This window comes from Nostoc sp. UIC 10630, from assembly GCF_010747425.1.
GTDB lineage: Bacteria > Cyanobacteriota > Cyanobacteriia > Cyanobacteriales > Nostocaceae > Nostoc.
This window is the reverse complement of record NZ_JAAGOG010000047.1, coordinates 1-26,745: the sequence shown is the minus strand read 5'-3', so window position 1 is coordinate 26,745 and position 26,745 is coordinate 1. Positions and strand designations below refer to the sequence as shown.

At 41.0% G+C, this 26,745-nt stretch carries 24 protein-coding genes and 1 pseudogene; 13 read left to right on the top strand and 12 right to left on the bottom strand.

Translation table 11 applies throughout. The annotated features are described in order from the left end of the window. Positions 1-167: 167 nt before the first annotated feature. The gene (locus G1O98_RS13935; RefSeq protein WP_163929351.1) at positions 168-767 is read right to left on the bottom strand and encodes a site-2 protease family protein; all 600 of its coding nucleotides are present in this window, start codon (positions 765-767) and stop codon (positions 168-170) included. A gap of 949 nt (positions 768-1,716) precedes the next feature. On the opposite strand from G1O98_RS13935, the gene G1O98_RS13930 reads away from it, so the two are divergent. From G1O98_RS13930 to urtD, 6 genes are all read left to right on the top strand, one after another. Further along, positions 1,717-1,998: a DUF4212 domain-containing protein gene (locus G1O98_RS13930; protein ID WP_114083898.1), complete on the top strand. Its 282-nt coding sequence runs from the start codon at positions 1,717-1,719 to the stop codon at positions 1,996-1,998. A gap of 9 nt (positions 1,999-2,007) precedes the next feature. Further along, a complete protein-coding gene (locus tag G1O98_RS13925; RefSeq protein WP_163929350.1) occupies positions 2,008-3,678 on the top strand; it encodes a sodium:solute symporter family protein in 1,671 nt (556 codons plus the stop codon). 422 nt (positions 3,679-4,100) lie between these two features. Then, positions 4,101-5,414 (top strand): urea ABC transporter substrate-binding protein, encoded by a 1,314-nt coding sequence (gene urtA / locus G1O98_RS13920; protein WP_163929349.1) that lies wholly within the window; start codon positions 4,101-4,103, stop codon positions 5,412-5,414. A 374-nt stretch (positions 5,415-5,788) separates the two neighbouring features. Then, complete coding sequence (gene urtB / locus G1O98_RS13915; RefSeq protein ID WP_163929348.1) at positions 5,789-6,949, top strand: urea ABC transporter permease subunit UrtB; 1,161 nt, start codon at positions 5,789-5,791, stop codon at positions 6,947-6,949. 30 nt (positions 6,950-6,979) lie between these two features. Next, entirely contained in the window at positions 6,980-8,098 is a 1,119-nt protein-coding gene (gene urtC / locus G1O98_RS13910; protein ID WP_163929347.1) for an urea ABC transporter permease subunit UrtC, read from the top strand. Further along, positions 8,073-8,819: an urea ABC transporter ATP-binding protein UrtD gene (gene urtD / locus G1O98_RS13905; RefSeq protein ID WP_163929346.1), complete on the top strand. Its 747-nt coding sequence runs from the start codon at positions 8,073-8,075 to the stop codon at positions 8,817-8,819. The genes urtC and urtD overlap by 26 nt, the downstream gene beginning before the upstream one ends. Before the next feature lie 130 nt (positions 8,820-8,949). Here the strand turns inward: urtD and G1O98_RS13900 are convergent, their stop codons facing one another. Further along, positions 8,950-9,138 (bottom strand): hypothetical protein, encoded by a 189-nt coding sequence (locus G1O98_RS13900; RefSeq protein ID WP_345940551.1) that lies wholly within the window; start codon positions 9,136-9,138, stop codon positions 8,950-8,952. A 33-nt stretch (positions 9,139-9,171) separates the two neighbouring features. Further along, the gene (locus tag G1O98_RS13895) at positions 9,172-9,567 is read right to left on the bottom strand and encodes a hypothetical protein (protein WP_163929344.1); all 396 of its coding nucleotides are present in this window, start codon (positions 9,565-9,567) and stop codon (positions 9,172-9,174) included. Positions 9,568-9,831: 264 nt separating this feature from the next. Between G1O98_RS13895 and G1O98_RS40700 the strand changes: the two genes are divergently transcribed. The 3 genes from G1O98_RS40700 (at position 9,832) to urtE (ending at position 11,392) form a co-directional block, all read left to right on the top strand. Next, a complete protein-coding gene (locus G1O98_RS40700) occupies positions 9,832-9,963 on the top strand; it encodes a hypothetical protein (protein WP_275941776.1) in 132 nt (43 codons plus the stop codon). Positions 9,964-10,047: 84 nt separating this feature from the next. Continuing rightward, positions 10,048-10,662, top strand: coding sequence for a Uma2 family endonuclease (locus G1O98_RS13885; RefSeq protein ID WP_163929343.1), 615 nt, complete (start codon positions 10,048-10,050; stop codon positions 10,660-10,662). A gap of 31 nt (positions 10,663-10,693) precedes the next feature. Continuing rightward, positions 10,694-11,392 (top strand): urea ABC transporter ATP-binding subunit UrtE, encoded by a 699-nt coding sequence (gene urtE / locus G1O98_RS13880; protein WP_163929342.1) that lies wholly within the window; start codon positions 10,694-10,696, stop codon positions 11,390-11,392. Here the strand turns inward: urtE and G1O98_RS13875 are convergent. From G1O98_RS13875 to G1O98_RS13865, 3 genes are read right to left on the bottom strand one after another with little or no spacing between them, the layout of a single operon-like run. Beyond that, positions 11,355-12,083 (bottom strand): hypothetical protein, encoded by a 729-nt coding sequence (locus G1O98_RS13875; RefSeq protein WP_163929341.1) that lies wholly within the window; start codon positions 12,081-12,083, stop codon positions 11,355-11,357. The two genes, urtE and G1O98_RS13875, sit on opposite strands and share 38 nt — an antisense overlap. An 8-nt stretch (positions 12,084-12,091) precedes the next feature. Further along, on the bottom strand, positions 12,092-13,405 hold the full coding sequence (locus tag G1O98_RS13870) for a cytochrome P450 (RefSeq protein WP_163929340.1): 1,314 nt from the start codon (positions 13,403-13,405) through the stop codon (positions 12,092-12,094). 6 nt (positions 13,406-13,411) lie between these two features. Continuing rightward, entirely contained in the window at positions 13,412-14,194 is a 783-nt protein-coding gene (locus G1O98_RS13865; protein WP_163929339.1) for an ABC transporter permease, read from the bottom strand. 150 nt (positions 14,195-14,344) lie between these two features. Here G1O98_RS13865 and G1O98_RS13860 point away from each other — a divergent pair, with 150 nt between their 5' ends. Both G1O98_RS13860 and G1O98_RS13855 read left to right on the top strand, forming a co-directional pair. After that, positions 14,345-14,956, top strand: coding sequence for a VTT domain-containing protein (locus G1O98_RS13860; RefSeq protein ID WP_163929338.1), 612 nt, complete (start codon positions 14,345-14,347; stop codon positions 14,954-14,956). Positions 14,957-15,017: 61 nt separating this feature from the next. Next, on the top strand, positions 15,018-15,551 hold the full coding sequence (locus G1O98_RS13855) for a hypothetical protein (protein ID WP_175586667.1): 534 nt from the start codon (positions 15,018-15,020) through the stop codon (positions 15,549-15,551). Here the strand turns inward: G1O98_RS13855 and G1O98_RS13850 are convergent. The 4 genes from G1O98_RS13850 to G1O98_RS13835 form a co-directional block, all read right to left on the bottom strand. Beyond that, the gene (locus G1O98_RS13850) at positions 15,548-16,108 is read right to left on the bottom strand and encodes a hypothetical protein (protein WP_163929337.1); all 561 of its coding nucleotides are present in this window, start codon (positions 16,106-16,108) and stop codon (positions 15,548-15,550) included. The two genes, G1O98_RS13855 and G1O98_RS13850, sit on opposite strands and share 4 nt — an antisense overlap. Before the next feature lie 360 nt (positions 16,109-16,468). Beyond that, entirely contained in the window at positions 16,469-18,112 is a 1,644-nt protein-coding gene (locus G1O98_RS13845) for an acetolactate synthase large subunit (protein ID WP_163929363.1), read from the bottom strand. A 100-nt stretch (positions 18,113-18,212) separates the two neighbouring features. Beyond that, entirely contained in the window at positions 18,213-19,580 is a 1,368-nt protein-coding gene (locus tag G1O98_RS13840; RefSeq protein WP_163929336.1) for an NAD-dependent succinate-semialdehyde dehydrogenase, read from the bottom strand. 297 nt (positions 19,581-19,877) lie between these two features. Next, on the bottom strand, positions 19,878-21,518 hold the full coding sequence (locus G1O98_RS13835; protein WP_163929335.1) for an adenylate/guanylate cyclase domain-containing protein: 1,641 nt from the start codon (positions 21,516-21,518) through the stop codon (positions 19,878-19,880). 672 nt (positions 21,519-22,190) lie between these two features. Between G1O98_RS13835 and G1O98_RS13830 the strand changes: the two genes are divergently transcribed. Further along, positions 22,191-23,477, top strand: coding sequence for a phosphotransferase (locus G1O98_RS13830; RefSeq protein ID WP_163929334.1), 1,287 nt, complete (start codon positions 22,191-22,193; stop codon positions 23,475-23,477). Here G1O98_RS13830 and G1O98_RS13825 read toward each other — a convergent pair. Beyond that, a complete protein-coding gene (locus tag G1O98_RS13825) occupies positions 23,470-24,357 on the bottom strand; it encodes a CoA-binding protein (RefSeq protein ID WP_163929333.1) in 888 nt (295 codons plus the stop codon). The genes G1O98_RS13830 and G1O98_RS13825 overlap by 8 nt on opposite strands. Positions 24,358-24,528: 171 nt before the next feature. Then, complete coding sequence (locus G1O98_RS13820) at positions 24,529-25,755, bottom strand: succinate--CoA ligase subunit beta (RefSeq protein WP_163929332.1); 1,227 nt, start codon at positions 25,753-25,755, stop codon at positions 24,529-24,531. 650 nt (positions 25,756-26,405) lie between these two features. On the opposite strand from G1O98_RS13820, the pseudogene G1O98_RS13815 reads away from it, so the two are divergent. Further along, positions 26,406-26,745 (top strand): annotated as a pseudogene (locus G1O98_RS13815) (hypothetical protein); the annotation flags it as partial.

The following is a 26,745-nucleotide window of genomic DNA, read 5'->3' as shown; positions in this document are numbered from 1 at the left end:
ATCCCCGACTTCTTAGAGAAGCCGGGGATCTTGTTTATGCACTTTTGGATTGCTATAGCAATTATAATTATGGGTTTCCCAAAATACAGCTAGAGTTTGGACGTATCAAGAAATTGGACTTGCAGACGAAGGACTCATTACAATAGTGTTGCCTAAAAAGTTGCTGTCTACATGCTCAATGCTGACCGGATAAATAAATCAGCAATGCCACCAATTCCTCTCCCCAAACCTGGGATTATGAACAGAAGCATCATGCCAAAGATTCCGAATTGAGTATATTGCAGTGGCTTTAGCTGAGGAAAAATCTCACTGAAAATATGAAAGCCATCCAGTGGTGGAATTGGCAGCAGATTAAACAGAAATAAGGTCAAATTGATCCGAGCCGCTAAGTAAAAAAATTCGACACTCAAAAGTCCTGAAAGATTAAAAAGTTTGAGCAACACAGTAAATAGAATACCTAATGCCAGATTCGACAATGGGCCTGCTGCGGATACCAAAATATTGCCTAGCTTACCAGAACGAAACTTAGAGGGGTTGACGGGCATTTGTCCCCAAGCTATACCCATGAGGCAAAGAAAGATGATTGATTCTTTACCCATGTGAACTACAGGATTAAGCGTCAGATGACCAGTTTGTTGGGGAGTGTTATCTCCCTGACTCATCGCAGCCCAGCCGTGAGCAAGTTCATGCAAAGTAATGGAGAATATGACAATTACAACGATTCTGAAAAAATGAATCGGCTCTGTGATGAGTGTTTGGATAAACATATATTTTGGCTTGTGGTATGGTTAAAGCTGAAATCCGCACTTTCTGAAGATATGCACGAAAAAGTTATCCAATTTAAAAACTGCAAACCTTGAGAATCAAGGTTGCTCGCAAATAAATTAGGTAAGTTATTTTTGCGCGGTATAAGAGGTTGTTTGAAAAGTCTAATTTATTACTCACCGGGCGACTGTAAGTCGCGGCTACACAGGCAAAACCCACCTCCGTGGGTTAAAAACATTGATTTTCTCTTAGTCCTCGCAGGTGGACAACTTTTAGAGACGTACTCGCATTCGTTTGTGTAGTAGCGTTCGCCCTTGGGTGCCGGAGGCATCATTCTATTCGCCTAAAACTTTTCAAACTGGTTGTTGAGAATAAAGCAAATCAGTTGCTTGAAATCAGCCTTTTCTAACCATGATGATAGAAGTTCTCATCTATACTGGCTGCAATGCGTCATAAAGCTCAGTAAGACAGTATTTGTATAATAATTTACTAGCTATATTTTGGTAATGGCCCATGTGTGTAATAACAAACTCGCTGTTTTAATAGTATTAAATATACTCCGTAATAGCCTATAGTAGTTGTTCGTATATTTTTAAAATTAACTTTACTCACTTTTGAGATCGCCAATAGCTTGTATAGCTTCAAAAACTTAATTGATAGCATTTAAGTGTGAAAAAATTCTAGCAAATAATACGTATTTTAAATTGAAGATGTTGTATAGAAAATTCTAGTAGCATTAATTATTTATTGGATGTTTCAGCTTTATTAAGCAACATTTGTTCATAACTGACTATAGGTTAATTCTCAGCCGATTATTACTTAGTTAAATTTATTACGAGCAACTTAAATGTTATTTACTAAATAATTTAAAAATTAATACAGTCATTAGACAGGATATTAACGGCTTATTGGTATTATTTTGATGCACCAACGCAATGATGATGAAAAACAATGGATGAAGATCAGCGCCGTTCTTATTGGCGTGCTAATACTGCTTTAATTCGTAATCTTTTAATTGTCTGGGCATTGGTTTCCCTAGTTTTTAGTATTTTGTTGGTTCAACCTTTGAATGCAATACGGTTTTTTGGCGTACCCTTTGGCTTTTGGATGGCTCAACAAGGGTCAATCCTGGTATTTGTGGCCTTGATTTTCATTTATGCCTTCCAAATGGATAAGCTAGACCGCAAATACAATCTTAGCAAGCAAGACCATAAATACAATATTAGGAAGTGAGGAAAAACCGTGTCTGTTGAAATTTGGACTATTGTATTAGTTGGACTTTCTTTCGTCGCCTACATTTATATTGGTTGGCAATCACGAGTCGAAAATAGTAAAGACTTTTTTATAGCAGGTCAAGGGATACCTTCAATTGCTAATGGTGCGGCTACCGCGGCCGACTGGATGTCAGCAGCCTCCTTTATTTCAATGGCGGGGCTGATTTCTTTTTTGGGTTACGACGGTTCTATTTATTTAATGGGGTGGACTGGCGGCTATGTACTGCTAGCATTATTACTGGCTCCCTACCTACGGAAATTTGGGAAGTATACAGTGCCAGATTTCGTAGGCGATCGCTACTACTCTAATATCGCCCGTTTAGTGGCAGTAGTTGCAGCCATTTTCATCTCCCTCACCTATGTTGCTGGACAAATGCGGGGCGTGGGCATTGTTTTTAGCCGCTTCCTACAAGTCGATATCAATACAGGTGTAATCATCGGTATGGTGATCGTCGGCTTTTTCTCTGTGTTGGGGGGGATGAAAGGTATTACCTGGACGCAAGTAGCACAGTACTGTGTGTTGATTTTTGCTTACCTGATTCCAGCGATCGCGATCGCCTGGTTTCTCACTGGTAATCCTATTCCTCAGCTAGCATTTACCTTCAGTGATATTGGAGAAAAACTTAATCAAATTCAGGTTGACCTGGGTTTTAAGCAATATACTGAGCCATTTGTGAACAAGTCGATGCTAGATGTGCTGTTTACCACCATTGCTTTGATGGTAGGCACGGCTGGCTTACCCCATATCATCGTCCGTTTTTACACAGTAAAAAGTGTGCGTGCAGCCCGTTTTTCTGCTGGTTGGGCATTGCTATTTATTGCCATTCTTTATACAACGGCTCCAGCCCTTTCCATGTTTGCCCGCTACAACCTAATCGATTCCCTGCACAATCATACAGTTGCAGAAGTGCAGCAGCTAGACTGGGCGACGAAGTGGGAAAAAACTAAACTTTTGGGTTTTGATGACATAAATAAGGATGGGCGTTTCCAGTTAACTCCAAATAAGGAGACTAATGAAATAAAGATCGACCCAGATATCATCGTACTTTCCACCCCGGAGGTAGCTAACCTCCCTCCGTGGGTGATTGGCTTGGTAGCGGCTGGCGGTTTGGCTGCTGCTTTGTCTACAGCATCAGGTTTATTGCTGGTAATTTCCAGTTCCATCGCCCACGATATCTACTACCGGATCGTAGATTCATCAGCCTCAGAACAAAAACGGGTGTTTGTCGGGCGGATCATGGTAGGTTTTTCCCTCGTCCTTGCTGGTTATTTTGGCGTGAATCCACCAGGATTTGTGAGTCAGGTGGTAGCTTTTGCCTTCGGTTTAGCTGCTGCTAGTTTCTTCCCGGTGATTTTTTTGGGGATTTTCGACAAGCGCACTAACTCTGAAGGTGCGATCGCTGGGATGTTGACGGGTTTATTGTTTACGATAATCTACATTGTCGGCGTTAAGTTTGGGGGTATGCAACCCTGGTTTTTTGGGGTTTCTCCCGAAGGAATTGGTACTTTGGGTATGCTAATTAACTTTGCTGTCACCCTAGTAGTTTCACGCCTAACACCACCACCTCCAGCAGAAATTCAAGCAATGGTAGAAGACCTCCGCAGCCCATTGATTGAAGAATCATTGGTTGAAGAATAAGAGATTGGGTGGGTATGGGGAATGGGGTATTTCTTTTTCACTCCCTTATCTCTAAATACGCTTGGGATAAGCTTTTTCTTCCCCCCCCTGCCCATTTCATGAGAATCTCACTATCCCAGGATTTGAGAACGTTCATTTATTCTCCAGTTTTAGCAATCCTTTGGTGATTAATACCACCTTTGGCAAAGCCCTCAAGTAAAGATGAGATTATTATCCAGCTATTTTTTTATTGCTGACAATAATATTAAGCTTAACAAATATTGATATTGTAAAGTTATTTTTTTGTAACAAAAATCAGACATTTGGTATCCGAGATAACTTTTTACTAGTAAACTATCGCACTATCATCACACTTTAAAGTTTGATATTGTCAGCTTTCTATTAAGTTAGTTGATTCATCAAGAGGAAAATTCATAAAGATTATGAGAAGACAATTTAACAGACGTAAGTTTTTGATCTACGGTTCTCTAACTTTCGGAAGCAGCTTTTTTCTAAAAGCTTGTGCGAATAATCCCCCAAGCGCTACAGAGACAGTCGCACCTCCTACTGCTTCACCAGCTGCTGCTACTGCTGGTAACACCATCAAAGTAGGTATTTTGCACTCTCTGAGTGGTACGATGTCTATCAGTGAAAAAAGCGTTGTTGATGCTGAAAAATTAGCAATCAAAGAAATTAATGCTGCTGGTGGTGTCTTAGGTAAACAAATTGAAGCAATTACCGAAGATGGTGCTTCTAACTGGGATACTTTTAGAGAAAAGGCAACTAAGCTAATCGATCAAGATAAAGTTGCTGTAGTTTTTGGTTGTTGGACTTCTGCTAGCCGTAAGAATGTCAAGCCAGTATTCGAAAGCAAAAATCACATGCTCTGGTATCCTGTACAGTATGAAGGGCAAGAGTGTTCTAAAAATATTTTCTACACTGGTGCAGCACCAAATCAACAAATTGAACCATCTGTTGATTGGTTGTTAAAAAATAAGGGTAAAGAATTCTTTTTAGTTGGCTCTGACTACGTTTTTCCCCGCACTGCTAACACAATTATTAAAGCTCAATTAGAAGCTTTAGGCGGAAAAACAGTTGGTGAAGATTATTTACCTCTTGGCAATACAGAAGTTACACCTATCATTACGAAAATCAAACAAAATTTGCCAAATGGTGGGGTGATTTATAACACCCTGAATGGTGATAGTAATGTCGCTTTCTTCAAGCAATTAAAAGGAGCTGGATTGACACCAGATAAATATCCCTCTATGTCTGTCAGTATTGCCGAAGAAGAAGTCAAAGCAATTGGTGTGGAGTATCTCAAAGGTCATTACGCAGCTTGGAACTATTTCCAAACAGTAGACACACCTGCTAACAAAAAGTTTGTTGCCGCTTTCAAGAAAGAATATGGTGAAGATCGCGTGACAAATGATCCAATGGAAGCAGCATATATTGCAGTTTATTTGTGGAAGCAAGCAGTAGAAAAAGCTAAAACTACTGATTTAGAGAAAGTGCGGACTGCGGCTTATGGGCAAACTCTAGATGCGCCTGAAGGTAAAGTGACAATGGATGCCAATCATCACATCTCCAAAATTGTGCGGATTGGTCAAGTTAGGCAAGATGGTTTGTTTGATATTGTCTATGCTACTCCTGCACAAGTTGAGCCAGTTCCTTGGAATCAATTTGTAAAAGAGACTAAAGGGTTTGCTTGTGATTGGACTGACCCAGCGAAGGGTGGTAAGTACAAGAAAGTTTAAATAATTCGTAATTCGTAATTGGTAATTAATTACCAATTACGAATTCTCAGAAATCGCAGGCTGTGTTATGGCTTTAGAGGTTGTTTGAAAAGTGGTTGACTGTGATTTTAGGCACTAACTGATCCCCCCTAGCCCCCCTTAAAAAGGGGGGAACCGGAATCAAAGTCCCCCTTTTTAAGGGGGATTTAGGGGGATTTAGAATGTTTTGTTACCGAGAAGAAAACCTTTCAAACATCCTCTTAGCCTAACGCACATCTTAGATAGCGGTGTGTTAAGCGCTCATGTCATTTTTTCATTACAAATAACATAGAAATGTGCGACTGAGACACCCTATAGTAACTCTAATAACAAGAAGTTAATATATAGGAAAAAAAGTGTTAGCAGGATTTTTAGAAGCTGTATTTAATGGCATTAGCATTGGCGCTGTTTTATTGATTGCTGCATTGGGATTGGCCATTATTTTTGGATTGATGGGTGTCATTAATATGGCACATGGTGAGTTGATGATGTTTGGGGCTTATACAACATTTGTTGTACAAAATGTCTGTAAGCAATTAGGTGGAGTATGGTTTGAAGTCTATATATTTTTGGCTTTGATTATCGCTTTTATTTTCACGGCTGCTGTGGGATTAGTTCTAGAAAAAGGCGTGATTCGTTATCTCTATGGAAGACCATTAGAAACTCTGTTGGCAACTTGGGGAGTAAGTTTGATTTTTCAACAGTTTGTTCGCAGCGTGAATTGGGTATTGATAATTGGCATAGGCTTATTTTCTCTGTTATTTTTTGGAGGTTTATGGATTCTAAATTCTCGCACTGATTTGGGAAGAGTTCGTAACTGGATTGTAGCGGTAATATTTTTACTATCGCTGGGAGTGACAATCACAACAGGTAATTTATTAAGTCAAACTTATCAGCTAGCAGTAACTCAACCTTGGTTTGGCGCTCAAAATGTGGACGTAACAGCACCTACTTGGTTACAAGCAGGGATATCTTTGGGTGGTGTGCAATTTCCCTTTGCTAGGTTATTTATCATTGCTTTAACAATAATCTGTGTGTCGGGAATTTATTTATTTTTACAGCGTTCTAGCTGGGGTTTAAGAATTCGGGCTGTGACGCAAAACCGGAGTATGAGTGCTTGTTTGGGTATCCCAACTCAAAAGGTGGATGCAATTACTTTTGCATTGGGTTCTGGTTTAGCTGGTGTGGCTGGATGTGCGATTAGTTTACTCGGTTCTGTAGGGCCAAATACGGGACAAAACTATATTATTGATACTTTTATGGTTGTTGTTGTTGGGGGTGTAGGCAATTTAGCCGGGACGATTGTGGCGGCGTTGGGTATTGGGACGGCTAATTTTTTAATTGGTTCTGGGACTTTGGCTTTGTTGTTGAGTCCTGTTAAGCCTTTGGCTGATTTGTTTAGCTTTTTTGCAACGACGAGTATGGCTAAGGTGTTGGTATTTGCGCTGATTATTGTGTTTTTACAGTGGAAGCCTGGGGGGATTTTTCCGCAGAAGGGACGTACTGTTGATGTTTAACGAACCGCAGAGACGCAGAGGACGCAGAGAATGAGGAAGAGGGGAGGAGGATTATTAATTGAGGTGGGAATGGTGGTTGCGATCGCACTCTTCCTTATAATTGTTATGCCACTGGTGCTTTCGGAGTTTCGCTTGAATTTGTTGGGGCGATTTTTGTCACTGGCGATCGTGGCTTTGGGTATCGATTTGATTTGGGGGTATACTGGTTTATTAAGTTTGGGACATGGTATCTTCTTTGGTTTGGGTGGATATGCGATCGCAATGTACCTAAAACTCCAAGTCCCGACTGGAGAATTGCCTGATTTTATGGGGCTTTATGGAGTTACGGAACTTCCCGCGTTTTGGCAACCTTTTTATTCATTTCCTTTGACAATAGCTTTGGTGGTACTAATTCCAGGGTTATTGGCGGGATTGTTGGGATATTTGGTTTTCCGTAATCGCTTGAAAGGTGTTTATTTCTCTATCTTGACCCAAGCCGGAACTATTGTATTTTTCAACTTCTTTAACGGTCAACAACAATTTTTCAACGGTACGAACGGACTGATAGATTTTACAACCTTGTTTGGAGCAACGGTGAGCGATGCCAAAACGCAGTTTGTTTTCTACACGCTGACGGTAGTGTTTCTCGCAATCACCTACGGGATTTGTCGCTGGTTGACAACTGGACGCTTTGGGAGATTGTTAATAGCGATTCGTGATGATGAAAGTCGGGTAAGATTTTCTGGCTATGACCCTACAGATTTTAAGGTGTTGGTGTTTGCAGTTTCTGGTGCGATCGCAGGTATAGCAGGAGCATTTTACACTATTCAAAGTGGTTCAGTCTCACCCAGAGCAATGGATATTGCCTTTTCCATTGAAATGGTGATTTGGGTAGCGGTAGGCGGACGCGCTACTTTAATTGGCGCAATTGTCGGAACTTTGTTAGTCAATTATGCCCGCACTTTTTTAAGTGAACAATTTGCTGAAATCTGGCTATTTTTCCAAGGCGCATTATTTTTGATAGTCGTCACAGTGCTTCCTGACGGTATCGTGGGATGGTTGCGTAGCCAGAATATTGCTCTTTTCAACCGTCGTCAAGAAATTTCTACATATCCCACCTTGGAAGAAGACCCTGAAGTGCAACATGAACGCGAAAATATTGGAAACTGAAAACGTAACTGTTAGTTTTGATGGTTTTAAGGCTTTAAACCAGCTTAACTTTAGTATGGATGTGGGTGAATTACGAGTAGTAATTGGCCCCAATGGTGCGGGAAAGACAACGTTTCTGGATGTGATTACGGGGAAAGTGCAACCAACTATTGGGCGAGTTTTATTTAAAGGAAGAAACCTGCGTTTTTTACCTGAATATAAAATTGCGCGATTGGGAATTGGGCGCAAGTTCCAAACACCTCGAATTTACTTAAATTTAACGCCCCGTGAAAATTTAGAAATTACCATTAACAAAAAGAAAAATGTCTTTTCTACTTTGTTTGAACATTCTAATGCTGTGGAAAAGAATAATATTAAAGGATTGTTAGAAACCATCGGTTTAACTGCAAAAGCTGATATTAGCGCAGGTTTACTTTCTCACGGAGAAAAGCAACGTTTAGAAATTGGGATGTTAGTAGCACAGTCACCTGATTTATTACTCGTTGATGAACCAGTTGCTGGTTTAACAGATGAAGAAACCTATAACATTGGTGAATTACTTTTAGCATTAGCACAAAGTCATTCAATTTTAGTAATTGAACATGATATGGAATTTGTGCGTCAAATTGCTAAGAAAGTAACAGTACTACATGAAGGTTCGGTGCTGTGCGAAGGGAATTTTGAGGAAGTGCAAAATGACTCACGTGTGATTGAGGTGTATTTAGGAAAACAGGAAGAATGAAAAACGCGGTTCAGTTCAGGCAAGAGACGGCGATTTATCGCATCTTTGTGATTTATAATTTTCATCAAAAAGTCTTAACCGAACGGTATTGAAAACGCGATAACTTCATTAAGCTGCGCTAATGTACTTTCTATTTACTTGGTAATTCTGGTCGATTTGCGCTATTAAACACCTGCTCTACTGTTAGCACCCAGTCAACAATTACCACTGGTTCTATGCAAGTAGCACCTGTAAATACCTTATCCTCATACTGTTTCTCCACCCACTGGCAAATCGTAATTTGTTGCATCTGTGGGTCAACAATCCAATACTCTAATATTTCCCTATGTTAAATATCAAATTACCTCGTTTTTTATGCAGGTGTCCCATTTTTATCTGATGCTTGCTCTGCAATATTTTTTAAGCGGCTCGATCTCATTTTGCGAAGGCGAACGCTATTGCGAACACCTCCCGCCATTTCATATTCAGCGCTGTCTTTGCCGTACTTGATAGCAACCACCATTAACAGTTTCTCAGAAAGCTGACTCAAGTTTTTTTCCATCTCTTCAACTTCAGTTAAAGAAGAGTCAACTATAGCCAGAGCGCTATTATGAACATCAATTTTGTTACGTAACTGTTCGATTGACTCAATCAGTTTTTCTAAAGTATAATCTTCTTCAAATTTAATGCTGGGAACAATCGATTTCATCCCAGATGCTCTTAACTCAGCTTTTTCTAAAACGCGGGATGTACGTTTTTGACGAGACATAAATTTGCTCTTTTAAGATACTTCTAGAGCTAGTTTGCCTCAATTAAACGCGATTCCGGTTCAGCATAAATCGCAATTTTCGATCGTAAAATTTTTAACTGATGCCAGTAATATCTCGGTATATAATTAGACAAAACCAATAGGCAAAAGGTATAAAACACGAGAGTAGTCGCTACAGGGTTGGGAGTAACCGCTACAGACTAGGGAGTAGTCGCTACAGACTAGGGAGTAGTCGCTACAGACTAGGGAGTAGTCGTTACAGACTTGGGAGTAATTGCTACAGACTTGGGAGTAATTGCTACAGACTTGGGAGTAATTGCTACAGACTTGGGAGTAGTTGCTACAGACTTGGGAGTAGTTGCTACAGACTTGAGAGAAGTGGCTTTAGTATTCTAATAAAGCTTACTGGTATATCTCTTATCTTGCAGCACAATCCAGGGGCAGCGATGGTAAAGTCAAATATATCTGGAGGTGGTAACTATGACTCAAACCCTACCCAAGTTAGTAACCTTTGAACAATTTATCGAGTGGTACCCCTCAAACGGGGAGCGATATGAACTACATAAAGGAGTCATTGTAGAAATGCCACCCCCAACTGGTGAACACGAAAATGTTGTTGGATTTTTGGCGGCACAGATAACCCTCCAGTTCTTGCAAATGGGGCTTCCGTTTCGTATCCCCAAAACTGCCTTTGTCAAAATTCAGAGTAATAACTCAACCTATTCTCCTGACATTTTGCTATTAAATCATGCCAATCTTGTGAATGAACCTCTGTGGAGTAAGCAATCGACCGTTATTCAAGCTGCATCTATCCCATTAGCTGTTGAAATTGTTAGCACTAACTGGCGAGACGACTACTATGACAAGTTCAGGGATTATGAAGAGATGGGGATTCCTGAGTATTGGATTGTAGACTATGCTGCGATCGGTGGCAAAAGATTTACTGGTAATCCTAAACAAAAAACCATTACAATTTGCGAATTAGTTGACGGAGATTATCAAATGACTGTGTTTAGAGGAAATAATTTTATTGCATCGCCTTTATTCCCCCAACTCAACTTGACAGCACAACAAATTTTTGATTCTGCTTTGTAAGTTTCGGTTTGAATAAAAACTGAATTTTATTATGCTAAAAATCTCTAACCTCAACGTTTACTACGGCGAAAGCCACATTCTCCGCAATGTAGATTTAAGCGTACCATCTGGACAAATGGTTTGCCTAATTGGACGCAATGGTGTGGGTAAAACAACCCTGCTCAAAAGCATCATGGGTTTACTCAAACCCCGCAGTGGCACAATTAACTTAGCTGAAGAATTAATCAACTCCAAATCCCCAGACCAAAGAGCAAAATTGGGGATTGGTTATGTCCCGCAAGGAAGAGAAATTATCCCCCGATTAACAGTCAAAGAAAATCTGCTGCTGGGGTTGGAAGCCAAACGCAAACCAGTAAAAAAAGCGGAAATTCCAGAAGAAGTTTTTAGCTTATTCCCGGTGTTAAAAACCATGCTTTCGCGGATGGGTGGTGATTTGAGTGGGGGACAGCAGCAACAATTAGCGATCGCACGTGCTTTAATGGGAGAACCTCAATTACTCGTCTTGGATGAACCTACTGAAGGTATTCAACCCTCAATCATCCTCGAAATTGAAGCCGCAGTCCGTCGCATCGTCGAAACCACAGGCATTTCGGTTTTATTAGTAGAGCAACATTTACACTTTGTCCGTCAAGCTGATTATTATTACGCTATGCAAAAAGGTGGTATTGTCGCCTCCGGTTCCACAGCCGAACTTAGCCAAGATGTGATTCAACGCTTCTTAGCTGTTTAATTTGGGAGATGTCTATATCAATTGTGTCAGAAGCAATCAAGTCTGTTGCTTCTTGTAAAAGCTCATGCTGTTCCTTTTGAATTGCTTCTAAGCGATGAGAAATTTCTACTAATCGTTGTTTTTTATTTGGTTGAAAATTTTCAGGTAACAAAGGTGGCAGATTATCAGTTGTTTTAGTAGCCGTAAATTGTTGAACAGCAAAACTGCCGACTTTAGTTAAGGATAAAAAACTAACTTTAATCAAAGCCTGAAGCAATTTTAACGGAACTTGGAGTACTGACCAACTAGCTGTTTCAATCAAGCGGACAATTGCTTTGATAATGCTCCAGACCAAAGCAAGTGCAAACAGGAAAATGACTATACTGATAATTGGGTGATTAGTCGCCCAACCTAGTACTTGAACTAATCGAAAAAATATCGGGTGTTGTGTCAGCCAATCACTTGCAGAGGACGCGATCGCACCTTTTACTGCTCCCGATGTTGTACTCTTAAATTGCTCCGCTGTTTGCCAAGTTTCCTCTAGACTTGTGGTAACTGTATCAATTGCTTTATCAGTTGTTGTATTCAAAGACTCCCTAACTTGTTGTGCTGAGTTACTTAGAGAGTTAACGCTTCCGCCCACAAAATCTTTCACATTTTGTAAGCGTTGCAAAACTCCGTTAGGCAAGTTTATGTCTATTTGAGATGCCATAAAACATTTCACCGAGGTTGGAATCTAACCTGCAACCCATCTTTAGGGCGATTAGTGGGAATAGCAACTACTTCTAAACTTTGATTGGGTAATATCTCCCAATGATAACTACGTAGAAGATGAGCAGCAACTATCTTCATTTCCATTTTGGCAAAAGCTATGCCAATACAAATGCGTGGGCCACCGCCAAAACCAACTAAACTAAAAGGATATTTTTTGTGTTCTTGCCGTTGAGGACTAAAACGGTCTGGGTCAAAGAGTTCTGGCTCAGAATATATTTCTTCAATTTGGTGAGTAACTCCAATTGAGTAGTATAACTGCCAACCAGTAGGTACGTAGTAACCATTCAATTCAAAGTCTTTAATCACACCACGAAACCCACCGCCGACAGGTTGATGCAATCTTTCAACTTCCCACAAAACCTGCTCTAAATAGGTCATTTTCCCCAGTTGTTCTAAATCTAAATCACCTTTACTTGCAAGTTGCAATTGTTCAACTCTTGCTTTTTCAAGTACTTCTGGATGACGGGCTAACTCTGTACATAACCAAGTCAGCATCGAAGTAGTAGTTTCATGTCCAGCGAAGAGTAACAGCACCGCTTGGGCAATGATTTCTTTTTCACTTAGGCTGTTACCGTCTTCATCCTTAGCTTTGATTAACAGGCTGATGGTATCTTGAGTTGGGTTTTGCTGACGTTCTCTGACAACTTGAGTGAGATGCTCTAAAATTTCATTACGTGCGGCTATAGCTTTACCAAATGTAGTAAATGGTAATGGCAACGGATTAATAGCAAACAGCCCATTCGTTAAGGTTGTAAATAACTGACTAAGGCGTACACATTCCGGCCCAGGACGCGTACCCAACAATAATTGACTGGCAATATCAAATGTCAGCTGTTTAAACTCTTGGAACCAAGTAAACTCCTGTTTTTTCTCCCACTTTTGGAGATAGCCGCGCGTAATATCTTCCATTGTGGAGAAATAATTCGCCAATGCTGGGCCATGTAATGCCGGCATCATCAAGCGGCGGTTTCTGCGGTGTTCCTCTCCATCTTGCAGAAAAAGTGATTCACCGAGTAATGTCTTGAAATTATCAGGCCATCCCTCGCGCCAAGAAAAATTCTCGATATGGCTTGACAAAACGAACTCTAATGCCTCCCGTCCTGCCATTACCACAGTCGGTCTGCCAAGAAGATGGGTTTTGAAGATGGGCCCATACTGGCGATAGCGCTTTTTGGCAAAATCGCGGTCGAAAACGAAGGAGAGTGTTTCACCTAAGACAGGCAAACCAAAGCTTCCAGGAGGAATTTGATTAGTTTTCATATCTCTCTAACTCGAAGCACTAGTATAAAACCGCAACGCAAACCGCCAAAACCAAGTAGAAACAAAAAACAGCACTACTGCTAATATTGCTGCACCTATCAACCAGCTAATTTCACTCCGACCCAACAGCGCTTGGGCTGGTACAGTGGTTAAAAAAGCTACTGGCATCACAAAGGTGAAGAAAAAACGGTAAGCAGTGGGATATGCTGCAATGGGATATCGTCCAGCTTCCAATAAACCACGCAACACTTCAGTAACGTTGTATATTTTGACAAACCAGATACTCATTGAACCCAGCATAAACCACAGGCTGTATAAAATCACAAAGCTGAATAATAATGGCAGCACACCAAGTAGATAGCCGTTTATCCCTACACCAAGGCGTTTACCTGCATAGCCAATGATAATACTACCAAAAATTAGATCCGGCAGTCCCCAAGGGGAAAGGGTATGAGTCGAAAGCCAAAACTGGCTGCGGATAGGTTTTAATAATATAAAGTCCAAAGTGCCTTCTTGAACATGACGGACAATGCGGTTCAAGTTAGACGCTAGAAAAGTCGCAGAAAATCCTTGTAGTAAAGTAAAAATTCCTAAAACGACTAAAGCTGCTTCCCATGACCAGCCACTAAAAGTATAACCAGTGCGGTAAAACAAGAATAATCCAAAGAGGCTACCCGCAAGATTTCCCAAGCTGGTGAGGGTAGCGACGAAAAAATTAACCCGATACTCTAACTCAGATGCGATCGCAGCACCCCAAAATAGTCTTAGTACTTTCAAATATCTTTGCATCTTGCACCTCTAACCCAAAATGTGCCATCTGTCACTAAAATTTCCAAGATTACACAAGAACTTTACGTAAATTTAATATTACTTTTTATTCAGCAAAATTGCTAAACGTTAAGATGTTGTGGATCTATTGTTGAAAACTAAAAAATTCTAATGCATTTAAATTTACCAGACCTAATTACAAAAATTGGCTACTTTGGGGTATGGGCAATTATCTTTGCTGAATCTGGCTTGCTAATTGGTTTTTTTCTGCCAGGAGATAGTTTGCTATTTACTGCTGGATTCCTCGCATCTCTTCCAAAATCAGGGTTTAACATTTGGGTTCTGATTTTTGGTGCTTTTGTTTGTGCAGTCCTTGGTGATAATGTTGGCTACGCTACAGGACATAAATTTGGCAGAAAATTATTTCAGAAAGAAGATTCATGGTTGTTTCATAAAAAACACTTGGTAAAAACCCAGGATTTTTATGAAAAACATGGCAAAAAGACACTAGTTTTGGCCAGGTTTACACCGATAATTCGCACTTTTGCGCCGATTGTGGCTGGACTTGGTGCGATGCATTACCGAACATTTATGTCTTACAACTTAATTGGTGGCTTTCTTTGGACATTTGGCATTACCCTGTTAGGATTTTTCTTAGGAAAATCTCTGCCACCTGAACAAGTAGATAAATATTTATTACCAATTATTGGATTAATTATAGTTATTTCTTTAGTACCATCAATGATTCATGTAATACAAGAAAATAGAGCAAATAAAAGTTAAAATATTTTTCGTAATTTATGGAGATTGGAATGAGTTAATTTTGAATTTGGAACGAAGCGAGATGAATTACTTAAATATTAATCTCTATCTATTAATAGAAAATCTTCTCTTTTTTGCAATTGCCACACTTTTTATTGTGGTTGTGAACTGGGGGTGGAAACACACAAAGCCCTATACTCTACCTTTGCCATTTCCCGGTTGGTATAAAATCTGGTTTGGCTCAGTGCAACTGCTAGGAGGATTGCTGCCCTTAGTAGTGATGCTATTGTGGGGTGTATGGTGGGGCGATCGCACTGTGTTGACTGTGCTTGGTTGGTATTTTATTATCTTAGGGTTGCAAATTATCTCTGAGATAGTAACACTCAGGCAGTTGCAAAATGTAGTGTGGGTAATGGTTCCTTATATATACTTGCCTTACCGCTTCTGGCAGCTATATGAAGGTTTAACACTTTTGGATTCTAAAAGTGAGTTGGTATGGGTACGATATTTATTGATTTTTGAATTGGTGTTGTGGATTGTTAACTACGTTATAGATGTGTCTCAATTGCCACGGCTGTTTCGCTGGGAAGTAGAATCAAACTCTGACCTTAGTTAGGGATTAATCGCAGAATTAGCCATTTTTATCAAAGAAGTGCGATCGCCTGCTTTTAACCCAACAACATATTGCACACCCTGTTGTCTCCAAGTCAAGGTAGCATCTGAGCAATTAGCACCACAAGTGAAATCTACAAAATAGCCAGTAATACCCTTAGCTAAGGATACAGCTTTACCATTCAGGCGTGGGGTTTTGCGGGTTACTGCTTCAGCAGAAATCACACCCAGACGACAAGCAGTTCCACCACTACAATCAGGACTGAAACCGAGTAAAATCTCGTAGTTTTTTTGTGTAGCAGCTTCTATAATTGCGTAAATTCGATTTTCCCCATCTGATTCAGGAATAAACTTTGGCAACAGAATCCGAATCTGAGTCTTTTGCTTTAATTTAGGCAAAATAGATTTAAAAACTGAGTGTACCTGGGTTTTACCCTGGCTTTGCGCTATTAGTTGGGACTGGTTATTTATAGTAGCTATAGCTGATTTGTGAAAGCTGCTAACGCTGACTAATACAAATACGCCACATACAACACTGATATAGCTGATGCTTGAAATCATCTTTGAAAACCTATTTCGTCTAAAAAAGGAGTTAGGAATAAATACAGCAGATTGCAAGTAAGTGATAACAATTTAATGTGAAGTTGCACATATCTTGATCCCCTTAAATCCCCCTTTTTAAGGGGGACTTTGGTAGATGTTTTTCTGGTTCCCCCCTTATTAAGGGGGGCTAGGGGGGATCGAATTCTATGCAGCTTCATAAAAAATTGGTATGAGGTACAAAATGCAGCACTCAAAATTCGGATATAAAGAGTTTCTACCTTCTGCCTCAAAACCCTTACTTTTGTACTTCATGTAAAGAAAAACTGCTGTAATTCCTAACTCCTCAGTTATAACTCTTAACTCCTAAGTCGTAACTTTTTACACCGCACAACTCAACTCGCCGGCTTTTTGGCTAAAGCGGTGATTCTCCCGATAATCTACGGGACAATCTATCACGGCGGGTACATCTTGAGCGAGGGCTTCTTTCAGAGTGGGAATCAAATCTAAAGCTGATTCAACTCGGTAGCCTTTTAAACCCATGCTTTCAGCGTATTTCACAAAATCAGGATTGCTAAAATGCACAAAAGATGAGTTTCCTTTGCCAAATTGATTTTCTTGCTTCCACTCAATTAACCCATAGCCACCATCATTGAAAATTATGGTGACAAAAGGTGTACCTACGCGTAAGGCTGTTTCTAATTCTTGAGAATTCATCATGAAGCCGCCATCACCTGTTACAGCAACGACTTTGCGCTTAGGATGAACGAGTTTTGCTGCTAAAGCGCCAGGAATGGCAATACCCATAGCCGCAAAACCATTGGAAATAATACAAGTATTGGGACTATGGCAATGATAATGACGGGCCATCCACATCTTATGTGCGCCAACATCAGAGATAACGATATCATCTGGGCCCATCACTTGCCGTAAATCATAAATTAATTTTTGCGGCTTAATTGGAAATCCGTCATCATGGGCATACTGTTCATAATCAGCCCGAATATCTGACCTTAAGCTGATAGCAAAAGGATCGGGTTTACCTTGTCTGTCTGCTAATTTTAAAATTTCATAGAGGGAATCTGAAATATCTCCCACGACTTCGGCGTTAGGAATATAACTACTATCAATTTCCGCCGGACTTACCCCAATATGCACAATCGGAATTTCACCATTCCGATTCCATTTTTTGGGAGAAAACTCAATCAAATCATAGCCGATCGCAATTACTAAATCTGTGTTATCAAAACCGCAGGTAATGAAGTCTCTTTGCTGTAATCCGACTGACCACAAAGCCAATTGATGTGTGTAGGGAATCACACCTTTACCCATGAAAGTATTGGCAACAGGTATATTCAGCAATGTGGCAAATTGGGTTACGGCATCACTTGCTTGAGCGCGAATTGCTCCATTTCCGACTAAGATTAATGGGTTAACTGCTTGGCAAATTGCGGCTGCTGCTGCCCGAATGCTAGCAAAAGATGCATAAGTTTTTTCGCTATTATCCTTACGCAAAGGTTTGCCTTCGACGGGCATGGCGGCAATATTTTCTGGTAAATCGATGTGAACTGCACCGGGTTTTTCAGATTGCGATCGCTTAAATGCTTTCCGCACGACTTCTGGTGTAATACTCGGTCGTACAATCTGCTTATTCCACTTGGTAACAGGTGCAAACATTGCCACCAAATCTAAATATTGATGGGATTCAATGTGCATTCTATCTGTTCCCACTTGACCAGTAATTGCCACTAAAGGCGCACCATCAAGGTTAGCATCTGCTACCCCAGTCATCAAATTGGTTGCCCCTGGACCAAGAGTAGAAAGACATACCCCAGCTTTTCCTGTTAAGCGTCCGTAGACATCGGCCATGAATGCTGCACCTTGTTCATGACGAGTTGTAATAAATTTAATCGAAGAATGTTTTAGCGCTTCCAAAACGTGCAGGTTTTCTTCGCCAGGGAGTCCAAAAATATATTGCACTCCTTCATTTTCTAAGCACTGCACCAATAATTCTGCTGTATTCATTTTATTTCCCGACAACTCTATTAACGAATAAGACTTTTGTTCTTTGTCATTAGTCATTAGTCATTTGTCCTTTGACCAATGACTAATGACTAATGACTAATCAGTTAACCCACACGGTTTTCACATTGACAAACTCATGTATACCTTGGATACTCAATTCTCTGCCATATCCAGAACGCTTAGTACCACCAAAAGGCAACCGAGGATCGGATTTGACCATACTGTTGATAAATACGGCACCTGCTTCTATTTCTGCAACTAAGCGATCGCATTCTTGGTCATTCGTTGTCCAAGCGCTTGCACCTAATCCAAAGGGACTGTCATTAGCGAGTTTAATGGCAGCATCGATATCAGGAACCCGGAATAACAAGGCTACTGGGCCAAAGAATTCTTCTTTTGCAATTGGTGTGTCAGGCGGGATATCTATGATAATCGTTGGCGGATAAAAGTTCCCTGGACGATCTGATAAAGGATGTCCGCCGGTGAGGACTTTTCCACCACTTTTGGTAGCAGCTTGCACTTGTTGATCTAAATCCTGGAGAATACCAGGTGTTGCCAGTGGGCCTAAATCGGTATCCGGTTCCATAGGATCGCCTACTTTTAGCGCCTCGAATTTTTCTAAAAGCAATTTTTCAAATTGATCTGCGATCGCTTCTGCGACAATAAAACGTTTCGCTGCAATACATGATTGCCCGTTATTCAACATCCGTGCTGTAGTAGCTGTGACAACTGCTGTCTCTAAGTCAGCACTTTCTAACACAATAAATGGATCGCTTCCTCCCAATTCCAAAACTGTTTTTTTGATTTGTTTGCCGGCGGCGACAGCGAGGGATATGCCTGCTGGTTCGCTTCCTGTCAAGGTGGCAGCTTTTACGCGGTCATCAGCCATTAAATCGGCGACTTTGGCAGCGCCTATTAATAGAGTTTGAAACGCACCTTCAGGAAAACCCGCACGTCGGATAATATCTTCAATTGCCAAGGCGCACTGCGGCACGTTGGAAGCGTGTTTGAGTAAACCGACATTTCCCGCCATTAGTGCTGGTGCAGCAAAGCGGAACACTTGCCAAAAGGGGAAATTCCACGGCATCACCGCGAGAATTGCACCCATTGGTTGATAACGTACAAAACTCTGGCTGGCATCAGTTTTTACACTGACATCAGCTAAAAAACTAGGGGCATGTTCGGCATAGTAGCGACAGACGACGGCGCATTTTTCGACTTCTGCGATCGCAGCTTTAAATGGCTTACCCATTTCTAGAGTCATTAACTTAGCAAATTCTGCTTTGTCTTGCTCTAAAATATCAGCAGCCTTTTCTAGCCATTGCGATCGTTCAGAAAAATCAGTCTGACGATACTTTTCAAAAGTCTGATTTGCCAAATCGAGTTTAGCAACAATTTCTGTATCATTGAGCGCCTCAAAAGTTTTGAGCGTCTCCCCAGTGGCGGGATTGATGGTAGCGATCGCCATTACCTGACCTCCCGTTAAAAAATAGCTTCAGGTAGGCTTCCTAGTGTTACACAGATCAATTCTGGAAGCTACACCCAAATTTTAGTCTTTTAAGCAAAAATTAGTCGCTTAATATTACAATTTTGCAATTATTTTTGAAACAAAATATACAACTAAACTATGTATTTATGTTGATAAATTTGTCATTCCAATACACCATGCCCATATCCATCACCAATACAACTCTTAGAGAGGCTGTGCCCTAAGCGTAGCTATGCCGCAGGCTTTACGACTATGCTCAGTACAAGTGACTAATGACTAATAGCCAACAATTGTTGGCACTTGCTGCAAATTTGTCTGATAAACCTTAACTAATCGATCAATACCTTTGAAACGATAGTCTCCCATTTCTTGGAAGTCTTCAGGCAGTGAAAGCATTTTATGAGTAGCTTCACTAATCACGCATTCACTAGGGGGACAAACTGCTTCCATCCGAGCAGCAAGATTAATCGTCGCGCCTAATGCCGTATAATCTACCCTTTGGGAACTACCGACATCTCCCACAACAGCCTTACCGCTATTGATCGCAATCCGTAATTGCAGGGGTTCGTGCCAAAAACCATTGGCATTTAAATGTTCGAGACGAGTGAGCATTCCTTTGGCAGCAGTAACAGCGCGATTGGCGTGATCTGCTTGCGGTTCTGGAGCGCCAAAAAATGCCATAATACAATCGCCAATATATTTATCTAAAGTGCCGCCGCAAGTAAACACTTCTTTTAGCATTTCTTCAAATAAATTATTTAATAGTTGAGCGATCGCAGTTGGTGTTAACCGTTCAGAAATTGCTGTAAAACCTACTAAATCTGCAAATAAGATACTGATTTCGCTCTCGGCTGGTGCTAAACGGCCACCCGGTAATCCGCCTACAGAAATCAACTGCTGCACAACTGCTGGAGAATGATAGCGTTCTAATCGGTGACGAATCATCTCTTCAGTTTTGAGTTTCTCTACCAATAGCCAACGCTGCACACTCGAAGCTACAAGGTTTGCTAAAGCCGAAAAAAAGCTGAGTTCTTCCTCGCCTTCATTTGCCCAATGGTAAGAAGAAAGATTGGCATCGGCATAGAGTACGCCTACAACTTTATTTTCATCCCATAAAGGCACTGCCATCGCGCTACGAATGCCTTTGACTAAAATACTCTGTTCACTAGCAAACCTTTCATCTTGATGGGTATCGGCGGTTTGAATCACAACTTTTTCGTCAAATACCTTTTGACAGATACTCCGACTGATCCAACTTCCATCTGAGGGTAGATGTTTTTGTTGGGAAATATTTCTTGTAGCAGCGTTCACTAACTCTAATTGACCGCAACCATTAACATCAATTAATAGTGCCAAGCGATCGATACTATCAAGGTAACGGAAAACTACTTGCTGCACTTGAGAAAAAATTTCTTCTATAGATGCCGCTGCACAGAGATTTTTCGCTATGTCCACTAAGTCTTTGAGACGGGCAATGGTTTTATCCTTATTGCTGATATTGCCATCTTTACTATCAGCTGCAATCCATTGCTGTTGTAATTGTTCGACATTGTGCAGAATTGTTCTCTGCTCATTATTTTCCGAACTTGCCTGATACTCAGGTATCGATTGACGAACAGCGCTTGTGAGCATTATTACCAGGCTAACATTGCCCAACCAAACGATATCACCATGATGCAACTCTTGGGGACAGTTAATCAGATATTTATTGACTTGCGTCCCGTTTTTGCTGCCCAGATCCTCAATAGTCCACACACCGTCTGCTGTTTTCACCAGGCGAGCATGGTTGCGGGAGACTCCAGCAAAAGGTAAGTACAAGTTACATTCCGGCAAACGACCAATTGTGAATATACCTTGATCGACTGCGATCGTTGTCTCCGTATCTCCCTCTTTTAGGCGTAGCGTGAGTTCAGTCATGAGTGTGATCCATCAAAGCTAGAGGTGCAAGCAACTCTCAGGTAAGTTCTACCCTATAGGTTAACCTTCGCCTTTTCTTTATGACACTGTTAACTGCATTCCGACAACTGTATGTGAGAGATATTACATTGAATTAGGCTATTTTGCTGGAGGTTTGTAGGACTTCCGCAAAATATCTGTCAAACTCTCGTTTCTCCGTGTCGTGCTAGTTGCTACAACGCAGAGGCTAGCGTCAAAAGGATTTCCCCTATGAGCGATTGATTTTATTGGGCGGTAATTCTAAACTAATGTGCTTCTCCCCTAGCTAGACAGTACTTTCAGGCTTGGGTTTCAATCATACTACTCAATCGCTACTCAAAAGCACCATCTTTAACCACATTTTTCGCGATCGCAAGCAACCATCGCCCTAATCAAATGCTACTCATTCATTAGTGCCCATGTGGACTAAATATAATGTGACGAAAAGGGAATTTCGCAATGCCGCACCTCAATCCTCTACACAAGAGTCTAGCAAGAGTCATTGTTTTACCCCTAAGAGACTGTCATGCCCAAACGCAAACACATATCTGCAATTGTACTTATCTTAATTTTAAGTTTGGTGTTTGTATGGTTTTTGGAAACTTTTGGTGATGATGAAAGGTGGACTTACACTAAACGCTGTAGGGACAATTTATGAATTGCCCATACCTGAAAATCAGAGTTTTGGCTATTGTTTGCGTAAATCCTCATCAAGTAGTCGATGAAATTTTAGAAAGCATTGATCCAATGAATTCACCTTTCACGCATCCGCTAATTGATGAAGTGACATTAACGACTGTTATCCGTCGTATACTCGACAGTAAAATCGCCACTCTGGGCGAATGGCACGCCGAAGCGATCGCTCACCATATTATTAATAACGTTACAGCCGGTTTGCAGCGCATTACTGGTATTGCTAACAATGGCAGCGAAGAATTATCTTGGTCGGTAATTCTAAAGATTTTGCACCTACAACCAGAAAATGCTGGCTCTATTTTCAATTCCTCTCAAGACCCCACACACTGGAATTACTGGCAGCGTGAGGCGTTGATATATACATCAGGAATGCTCGATAATCTGACTAACGACTTAGTAGCCCCCCGTTGTTTCGCGGTTACAGAACCGTCTCCTAATGTCGTCTGGCTGTGGCTGGAGGATATTCAGGGTAGTCCTGGCAGCACTTGGACTATGGAGCGCTTTGGTGTAGCGGCTCGTCACCTTGGCTATTTACAAGGAAGCTATGTAATGGCGCAATCATTGCCTTCTGAGCCTTGGCTAAGTCGTGACTGGCATCGAGCATGGGTATCTAATATCGATAGTACAGCTTTAGAAGCGTTGCAAGAACCCACTGTATGGCAGCACCCACTAATAAAAGAGATATTTTCCCCAGATATCGGCGATCGCGTGATGGACTTGTGGAGCGATCGCCATATCCTTCTCGACGCTGTGGACAAAGCACCCCATACACTCTGCCACTTTGATATTACGCCTAACAACTTGTTTTCTCGACGTAACGCAGATGGCAATGACCAGACTGTTCTCATCGATTGGTCTTTTGTTGGCTATGGTGTCTTGGGAGAAGACATCATAAATTTGGTGCTGGACAGCGTTTTCTTATTGTTCGTCGATGGTTCATCACTGATACCCTTGGAAAAACTTGTACTTGAGGGTTACTTAACGGGGTTGCGTTCTGCTGGGTGGAATGGGGATGAACGTTTTGTGCGCTTTACTTATGCTGCTTTAGCGGCACTTCATTTTGGTCTAATCGCAGGGAGGCTGTTAAAGCTAGTGCAAAATGAATCTCGTCGCAGTTGGCTAGAGCAACGCTTTGGGCGAACTTTTGACGAGATTATCACATCAAGAGCGATCGCTATTACTCATGGATTAAAACTGGCAGACGAAGCCAGATTATTGCTTCCTTCGCTTTTTGTAATTAATTGATTTTAATTTCCTTTCTCAATAATTCTGGAATCTGAGAAGGGCGTTCAGCTACTGGAACTTCTGCTTCTTTTAAAGCGGCTAATTTACTTTGGGCTGTCCCAAAGTTAGGATCGCGTCCGATAACCGTTGCTAAAGTCCCAGTTTGCCGCCAACTTTTTCCTGGTGGCGCTTGTCTACCTGCAATGTAGGCAATTACTGGTTTATCAATTGCCTCAGCAATATACCGAGCTGCTGCTTCTTCACTACCACCACCTGGTTGACCGACTAAAACGATCGCCTCTGTAGTTTCATCCTCATCTAGAATTTGCAACCATTGGAGAAAGGAGGAACCAACGATCGCATCACTACCAATACTGACACTAATCGACTGTCCCAAACCTGCTTTTGTTAATTCGTAAGCAACTTCGTAGGTGAGAGTGCTGCTACGACTAACGATTCCCACTGCCCCAGGAGTATAAAACTCACTAGGTTGAGTGCCTAAAAGAATTTTTCCCGGCACAATGATCCCCGGACTGTTAGGCCCGATTACCAAAGTTTCACATGCTTCGGCTTTGCGGAGTAATTGCACCATATCCAAAGGTGGCACGCCAGCAGTGATAATAATGATCTGGCTAATATGAGATGCGATCGCTTCTAATGCAGCATCTAGCACGTCGTAAGGATCTACACAGATAATTGTTGTGTCAATTACCCCAAATTGTTCTATTACCTCCTCTACTAAGTCAAATACTGGCAGTCCATGCAGTTCCTGTCCGCCACATCCCGGATTGACACCTGCTACCAAATTCGTACCATAAGCTTGCATTTGAGCAACATGAGTGCCTGATATAAATTCACAAAAGCCTTGAATTAATACTTTACTTTCTGGCGTTAGGTTCATAAAAAATTACCGTAAGTTTGACAACCCAGTGAGTTAAGCCACTAAGTAAGGGAGCAGGGGGAGAATAACTAATGCCCAATTCCCAATGCCCAATTCCCAATTCTCAATTCCCAACAATATATTTACGTGGTAAAAATTAATAATGTTTGATTTGGAACAAAATCATAGTCACTACTTTTTATTAGCAGTTGGTTTAGCAAGACGGACTGCTGCCGCTACAGCCTCATCTAAATTTTCTACCACAAGTAGCGCATCGCTGTGGGTTTTTAGTGTTGCTAGATATTTTCTAGCAGCATTAAATTCAGAACCAGCAAGACGGATAACTAAGGGTGTAAAATTCTGTACTTGACGACTTTTACTACCATTAGAACGTACAACTTGTGATTCAAGTTCGCTGTTGTCTTGCTGTACAACTCTGGCTATAACTTCAACCACTTCCTCTGTTTGAGGAATGCTACCCAGAAAGTTTATTAGTATTACTTGAATGCTTTTGTCAGCTTCCAGGATTTTCAGACCTGTCTCTAGGCGATCGCGGAAGGTAGTTGGTGTCGTATCTGTGAGGAAAGCATGACGTAGATTTAAACAAACACCTGGATTGCCACCAGCATTGGCGACTAAATCCAAAGTTGCCATTACTGAACCAGTCCCATTACCTAAAATACCGATTTTACCGTGCATTTTTACGCCATCCCAGTCACCTAAAATACCATTAATTTCAGTACTGGTATGACGGCTGATAATTTTTGCAGCCATCTCAGCCAGGTCTGGATGACGCTTGATTGCCCGTTCATTGATCCTGACTTTACCATTGAGAGCCATAACTTGACCATTAGCACTGACTGCCAAGGGATTTATTTCGACTAAATCCAGGTCTTTTTGCACAAATAAATGGTACATCTTCTCCAAAACGCTGCTTACCGACTGCATCAGCGTCCCTTGTAAACCCATTTTCAAAGCTAGTCTTCGGGCATAAAATGGCGAAAATTCCTGTTCCACGACAACATGGTGCATTTTTTCCCCAGCAGATTCCCAATCGATGTCTGCTTCTTTACAACCTAAAAGTACTGGTCGGCAGACAGCAGTATCTAAAACTACCGCTAGATAAAATTCTTGGTTCGCGTCGTATTGGGATTCTGCCAGCACCACTTCTGGCAATTCGCCCCATATTGGTAGACTAAAAATATTTTGAGCAGCTGCGATCGCATCAATTGTCGTTTCGGCAAACCTGACTCCACCCGCTTTTGCCCGCTCTGCTCCATGTACTTGAGATTTCAGTACAATCGGAAAGCGAATTTTTAAACGTTTCAAATCTGTAGGATGGTCAATCCGTTGGGAGGGCAAGACCGGAATGCCTATCTTCCCAAACCATTCTTTAACTTGATACTCTAATAAATCCATTGATACACCTTGTATTGACACTTTCCAAGCTTTTAGTGAATGCTGTTTTAATATTTTGCAGCACTTTTATTTAAAAATTAAGCTTTTGGCAGCTATAAAAATTTCTTTTTCACGTATCAATTTTATCGAACCCAGCAAATGAGGCACATTAATTTTGATAGCTAACCTGTTTGTGCTAGAGCCACAACATGTAATTAATTTCCTCAGTAAGTTTCCCAGCATAGAAGATAACTAGCATTTCTGTCAAAACCCTCTGACCTAGAACTGTTTCCTTAACCTTTGGATAAAATTTTCACAACTGCTCTGCAATGAAAATTGTACAGAGTAGTAGCTACTTTAAATTTAACTGTCGCAAAATAATGCAGTGAAAACACTCAAAAATCCTATTATTCCCATTTTTTATTTGTAATTTATATCTGAAGACAGATCATTTAATTTTGCATCTAGTAGCGTGAAAATGTAGCGCCGCGAACAATAATTGCTTTTTTTAATTTTTGGTGAAAAGTCAGAATTTGTGTTAGAAAGTTGGTCGTTCAGATTTTCAGGCTGTGGTTGGTTAAACTGTGCATTTGCATTCAACAAAACTAAAAAGTTCATTTCATCCTCTTAAAAATAATCAAAACAATATAGAAGTTAAGCGGGAAAGCTCTATGAAAGTAGCAGTCCAGCACGAAGATTTACAGCTTTTAGCCAAGACTTTGCAGGAACAATTGCTTGTAGAAGTCTCATCGGCTGAAGTCTTCGAGGTTAAGTGTGCCGTCAATAAAGACGGGTTAATGATTTTAACGCAACATGAATCAGATGTAATAGCTGACGCTCAGATAATCTTTGCAGTCATCGAGGAAGTACTTCAGTCTCTAGCACCCCACAGAGAGCAGCGAGTGCAATGTTTCCTCAGAGTTTCTGGTGAACAACTCCCTTATGCCAAATGTTTTCTACCCCTGAAGCAGACGAGGGGATGGGGAGATGAGGAAGTAGGGGGAGCAGGGG

Excerpts from the sequence above, each read along its gene's own strand:
- G1O98_RS13845 (WP_163929363.1), bottom strand. The coding sequence starts at position 18,112 with ATGAATACAGCAGAATTATTGGTGCAGTGCTTAGAAAATGAAGGAGTG.
- G1O98_RS13885 (WP_163929343.1), top strand. The coding sequence starts at position 10,048 with ATGACTCAAACCCTACCCAAGTTAGTAACCTTTGAACAATTTATCGAG.
- G1O98_RS13930 (WP_114083898.1), top strand. The coding sequence starts at position 1,717 with ATGGATGAAGATCAGCGCCGTTCTTATTGGCGTGCTAATACTGCTTTA.
- G1O98_RS13820 (WP_163929332.1), bottom strand. The coding sequence starts at position 25,755 with ATGGATTTATTAGAGTATCAAGTTAAAGAATGGTTTGGGAAGATAGGC.
- urtE (WP_163929342.1), top strand. The coding sequence starts at position 10,694 with ATGCTAAAAATCTCTAACCTCAACGTTTACTACGGCGAAAGCCACATT.
- G1O98_RS13870 (WP_163929340.1), bottom strand. The coding sequence starts at position 13,405 with ATGAAAACTAATCAAATTCCTCCTGGAAGCTTTGGTTTGCCTGTCTTA.
- urtC (WP_163929347.1), top strand. The coding sequence starts at position 6,980 with ATGAGGAAGAGGGGAGGAGGATTATTAATTGAGGTGGGAATGGTGGTT.
- G1O98_RS13935 (WP_163929351.1), bottom strand. The coding sequence starts at position 767 with ATGTTTATCCAAACACTCATCACAGAGCCGATTCATTTTTTCAGAATC.
- G1O98_RS13835 (WP_163929335.1), bottom strand. The coding sequence starts at position 21,518 with ATGACTGAACTCACGCTACGCCTAAAAGAGGGAGATACGGAGACAACG.
- G1O98_RS13875 (WP_163929341.1), bottom strand. The coding sequence starts at position 12,083 with ATGGCATCTCAAATAGACATAAACTTGCCTAACGGAGTTTTGCAACGC.
- G1O98_RS13840 (WP_163929336.1), bottom strand. The coding sequence starts at position 19,580 with ATGGCGATCGCTACCATCAATCCCGCCACTGGGGAGACGCTCAAAACT.
- urtA (WP_163929349.1), top strand. The coding sequence starts at position 4,101 with ATGAGAAGACAATTTAACAGACGTAAGTTTTTGATCTACGGTTCTCTA.
- G1O98_RS13860 (WP_163929338.1), top strand. The coding sequence starts at position 14,345 with ATGCATTTAAATTTACCAGACCTAATTACAAAAATTGGCTACTTTGGG.
- G1O98_RS13825 (WP_163929333.1), bottom strand. The coding sequence starts at position 24,357 with ATGAACCTAACGCCAGAAAGTAAAGTATTAATTCAAGGCTTTTGTGAA.
- G1O98_RS13830 (WP_163929334.1), top strand. The coding sequence starts at position 22,191 with ATGAATTGCCCATACCTGAAAATCAGAGTTTTGGCTATTGTTTGCGTA.
- G1O98_RS13865 (WP_163929339.1), bottom strand. The coding sequence starts at position 14,194 with ATGCAAAGATATTTGAAAGTACTAAGACTATTTTGGGGTGCTGCGATC.
- G1O98_RS13895 (WP_163929344.1), bottom strand. The coding sequence starts at position 9,567 with ATGTCTCGTCAAAAACGTACATCCCGCGTTTTAGAAAAAGCTGAGTTA.
- urtD (WP_163929346.1), top strand. The coding sequence starts at position 8,073 with ATGAACGCGAAAATATTGGAAACTGAAAACGTAACTGTTAGTTTTGAT.
- G1O98_RS13850 (WP_163929337.1), bottom strand. The coding sequence starts at position 16,108 with ATGATTTCAAGCATCAGCTATATCAGTGTTGTATGTGGCGTATTTGTA.
- G1O98_RS13855 (WP_175586667.1), top strand. The coding sequence starts at position 15,018 with ATGAATTACTTAAATATTAATCTCTATCTATTAATAGAAAATCTTCTC.